This is a genomic window from Bacillota bacterium, assembly GCA_036504675.1.
In the GTDB taxonomy this organism is placed as follows: Bacteria; Bacillota; Sulfobacillia; order JAJYWN01; family JAJZPE01; genus DASXUT01.
This window is the reverse complement of the sequence record DASXUT010000055.1, coordinates 1-4,042: the sequence shown is the minus strand read 5'-3', so window position 1 is coordinate 4,042 and position 4,042 is coordinate 1. Positions and strand designations below refer to the sequence as shown.

General features: G+C 62.7%; 3 protein-coding genes. All 3 read right to left on the bottom strand.

Annotation, left to right across the window (positions count from 1 at the left end):
• Window positions 1-521 precede the first annotated feature (521 nt).
• Window positions 522-1,724, bottom strand: a complete 1,203-nt coding sequence (locus tag VGL40_04225) for an IS1634 family transposase (protein ID HEY3314471.1) — start codon at window positions 1,722-1,724, stop codon at window positions 522-524.
• A gap of 247 nt (window positions 1,725-1,971) precedes the next feature.
• The gene (locus VGL40_04220; GenBank protein HEY3314470.1) at window positions 1,972-3,399 is read right to left on the bottom strand and encodes a VWA domain-containing protein; all 1,428 of its coding nucleotides are present in this window, start codon (window positions 3,397-3,399) and stop codon (window positions 1,972-1,974) included.
• A partial coding sequence (locus tag VGL40_04215; protein HEY3314469.1) for a hypothetical protein occupies window positions 3,396-4,042 on the bottom strand: 647 nt, incomplete at its 5' end. The genes VGL40_04215 and VGL40_04220, both read right to left, overlap by 4 nt.

Below are 4,042 nucleotides of genomic sequence, written 5' to 3'. Positions count from 1 at the left end.
GTTGGCCCTCCAGTGATGTGCTGCGCCCCCTGTAAGCAACGCAGACCTCTTGAATTTCTGCTCCGGCGGAAGACTACTGCTCGGCTCCGAGGCAAGATAGTCCAAGGCTCAGGGATTTCCCTGGGCCTTTTTTCGCACAGGAATTGGCAGATCTCTTACTCGACTTCGACAACTGACGAAATAAAGCCCTGCTAGCCAGGGGTTCACTCTTTGCTTTTGCCAACTAGGGGACTCAAGGCTCAGCCGCGCTGGTAGATCCAGACCTAGCTTGGCCAGGAGATGCTTGGGTTCATCGGTCGGCCGGGTTAACCGCCAGGACGGCTTTGACGCGAGTTCGATCTTCACCGCCTTCAGGCTTGAGGCTGCTCCAAGGGCCTCAGCGGCGGAAAGGTTGAGTCCGGCCTTCTCCAGCCGGTGTTCGAGCAAGCGTTCGAGAAGGTAGGCCAGGACGCAGACCATCACCTGGCCCCGGACCCGGCTCTCCGTCCAGTGGTAGACTGGACGAATCTCAAGCGGGGTCTTCAATGTCCGGAAAGCCCTTTCCACCCGCCACAGGCCCTTGTAGGACTCGGCAACCTTTTCCGGAGGCAGGTCGGTAGTGGTAAGGAGAACCCACTTGCCATCGTAGTAGGCGTCTTCGGCGATCGCCTTCGGTTCAGACTCACCTCTTGCCCCCTGAAGCTGACGTAGCGGCGGGAGGCGATCTGCTCCTCGATGTGGGCGACGATGCTCGCCCGTTCGCTGCGGTCCCGTTCGGCCTCCTGGGGGTTCAGGCAGACGATGTAGCGCTTCCCGTCAAGCCAGGCTTCCTTGACCCTGAGGTTCTTCGCGACGACCTTGTAACGTCCCGCTCTGGCCAGAGCTTTCCGGGTCGACAGATGCCGAAGCCTGGTCCCCACGATGTAACGGATGTGAGCCTTCTCAAGGGCCTTGAGGTTATCAGTGCTGACCATACCGCGGTCGGCCACGACGATCACCTCGGAGACCGGAAGAGAGCTTGAGATCCAGCTGATGCCTTCCCTCATGGCCACGAGGTCGCTTGTGCTCCCCGGCATCAGGACGTGGGCCAGGGGCAACCTCTCTCGGCTCGTTAACAGGCCAAGGATGAACTGTCGCCGGTCCGGGCGCTTGTCCCGGGAACACCCGAACTGCGCCAACTCCTTGGGGTCCTCACCCTCGAGGTAGATGTTCGTCGTGTCCAGGAGCACCAGTCGGACATCGGCCATGAGCTGCTGGGCCAGGACCTGGAGCAGCCGGGCTTCGATGTCTCCCTTGGCCTCGCTCAGGAAGTCCAGAGAACGGTAGAGGTGCTGCAGCTTCAGTTGTTCCAGGCCCGGAGCCCAAACCTGCTTCGTCCAACGCAGGCCCCCGCGATCGGAGGACGGCTCCAGGACCCGGGCGAAGACCATCGCCCGGACCGCCGCCTCCAGATCAAAACCAAAGGACCGTTCCTCTGCCAGATTCCCGAGGACACGGTCCAAACCGAGACTCTTGCACAGGTGCTCCAGAACCAACAAGGTCCCGTACTCCCTGGCCTCCACGACATCCACCGGTTCCGCAACCGGTACGCTCTTTTGGCTGTACGGAGTCAGAGAAGCGATCAGCCGGTCGACCTGTTCGGGGGAAAGCCGGTCCTCGCGTCCAAGACTGGCGACGACGCGGTGGGTCGGACGGCCGTCCTTCCAGACCCTTTCGACCAACTGGAGGTAGGTATGAACTTCCACCCGCTCTATGCTTTACCGCAACAGCTATTCGCAACTATCATTGCCACTAGGTTGTTGGGAGGCCCGCACCGTAGCTGGGCCTCCGGCAAGAGGTGTCCAGGTCGAGTCTCAACTCTCAAGGAAGCCCCGCCGGCCGGGGTACGGACAATGCCACCGGATTGCTGAAAAAGCCTCGGCATTCAAAGCTGCTGATACACGCGACCTCACCCCAGGAGTCTCGCGGATGGCCTAGATGCTCATGCCCCTCTCACGACGCCCTCATGACCATCTGCCGGCGGATGATCTTCTCCAGATGGGCCAGGGTGTAGCACTCGAACATCTGAGAGTTCTTGCGGAAGGCTTCGACCGAGCTGAGCCCGGTCCACTCCGAGCGCGGCAAGGTGTTGAGCCAGATCACGTCACGGACGCGCCGCTTGATGCCGGCCAGGATGGCGGCCGCCTCGTTGGCGGCCAGGGTCTTCGTGTCGCTGACGATGATGACGATGGTGTCGGAGGTCAGGAGTTGCTTGTGATAGCGCCGGAAGGTCTGCAGCGAGGTGACGAGGTCGGTCCCCTTGCCCCAGATGACGCTGTGGTTGATGACCTCGGCCATGGTCTCCTCGAAGGGTCGCTTGGCATCGAAGTAGGGCGTCACCCGCTCGAGGTTCTCAGAGAAGATGAAGCTCTCGATGCCCCGGACAACGCTGGACAGTCCGTAGATGAACTGCAGGACGAAGCTGGCATAACGGGCCATCGACCCGGAGATGTCGCAGATCAGCAGGATCTTCGGCTTCTGGACCCGTTTCGACTTGTACTTCAAGTCGAAGGGCGTGCCGCCGTAACGGATATTGGAGCGGATGGTCCGCCTCAGGTCGACCTTCTGGCGTTTGCGGGTCATCCGGTAGCGGCGCGAGATCCGCGTGGCCAGCCGGCGGGTCAGCCGCTTGATGATCAGGGTGACCTTGGGGATGTCCTTGTCGGGGATGTTCCGCATGTCCTCGTAGAGGATGGGGTCGTTGTCCTCCCCCGTCCCGGCGAGGATCTCCTCGATGATCTCGTCCAGCTCTTCGTCGCCGGTCAGGTCGTCCTCGTCGACCCGGAACTCGGTCTCCATCTGGCGACGCCAGCGCTCGAGGTGGCCGCGGACGATGTTCTCAATCATCGGTTGGAAGGACCGGTCGACCTTGTGGCCACCGCTCGATTGGGTCAGGAAGTCCTTGAGCTTCTGCTTCTGACCCTCCCCCAGGCGGCCGTAAGCGGCCTTCTGCTCCTCGGACAGGGCGAGCTTCTCGCCCTGGAACTTCAGGTCTTCCTCGGCCTGCCTGAGCTGCTGGGCGCGGGCAGCCTTCTTGTGGGTGCGGACCTCGATCCGTTCGGTCTTCTTGTCCTCGGGGACGAAGAAGAGGTCGAAGGCCCGGTCGAAGATGGACTGTTCGTCAAGGTCCTTGACCAGCGTGGCCCGGAGGGCCGACTTAACCTCGCGGCGGTTCAACACGTCGATCAGTTCGATGGCCTGGAGGGCCTCGATGGCCTCGGCGGAACTGGCCCGGATGCCAAGGTGACGCAACACCTGGATGAACTTGACCAGGTTGTTCTCGAGGTAATTCGGCACCTCGGTGCCGCCGCGTTCATTGACGTCGACGACACCCTCGGCGTAGCTCTGGACGAAGCGCTGGCGCTCGTCGCCGCCGTTCACCGCGGGTCAGTCCGGCGTGGCGGCGGCGGAGCGAAGGGCGAGCCGCCGCGCTTGGCCTTGGCGGCGCCGGCGGGCGCGGATGTCCCAGGTTCGCCGACCGACGGCGGCAACGTGGGAGTCACTCCGCCCGGGGTCGACGGCACCTTGGGCGCCGGCCCCGTGCCGACCGCGCCCAGAGTCGTCCCGGGCTTCAGGCCGGCCGCCAAGCCGCCGCCGGCCTTGTGGAACTCGTCGATCCGGCTCATGATGCCACGCTCTTGGAGCTCATTTTGTAAGACATCGAGGTCCTCCTTGTTCTTCAGAAGCAGATTGGCGGTGCGTCCGATGAGATGGTCGTTCAGCCGGTCGGCGTCAAGGACCAGGAGGGCCCGGGCCCAATCCAGGGTTTCGGCGATGGATGGCCGCTTCTTGATCGCCAGGCCGAAGCGGAGGTAGTTGACGGTCCGAGCGATCTCGTCAGATAGCCTCGGGCCGATCTCCGGGACCTTGACGTTGATGATCTTGATCTCCTTGTCCACACTGGGGAAGTCGATGTGCAGGTAAACGCAGCGGCGCTTGAGGCCATCGGACAGCTCGCGCTCACTGTTGGAGGTGAGGACGACCATCGGGATCTGGCGGGCGGCGATCGTCCCCAGCTCAGGTA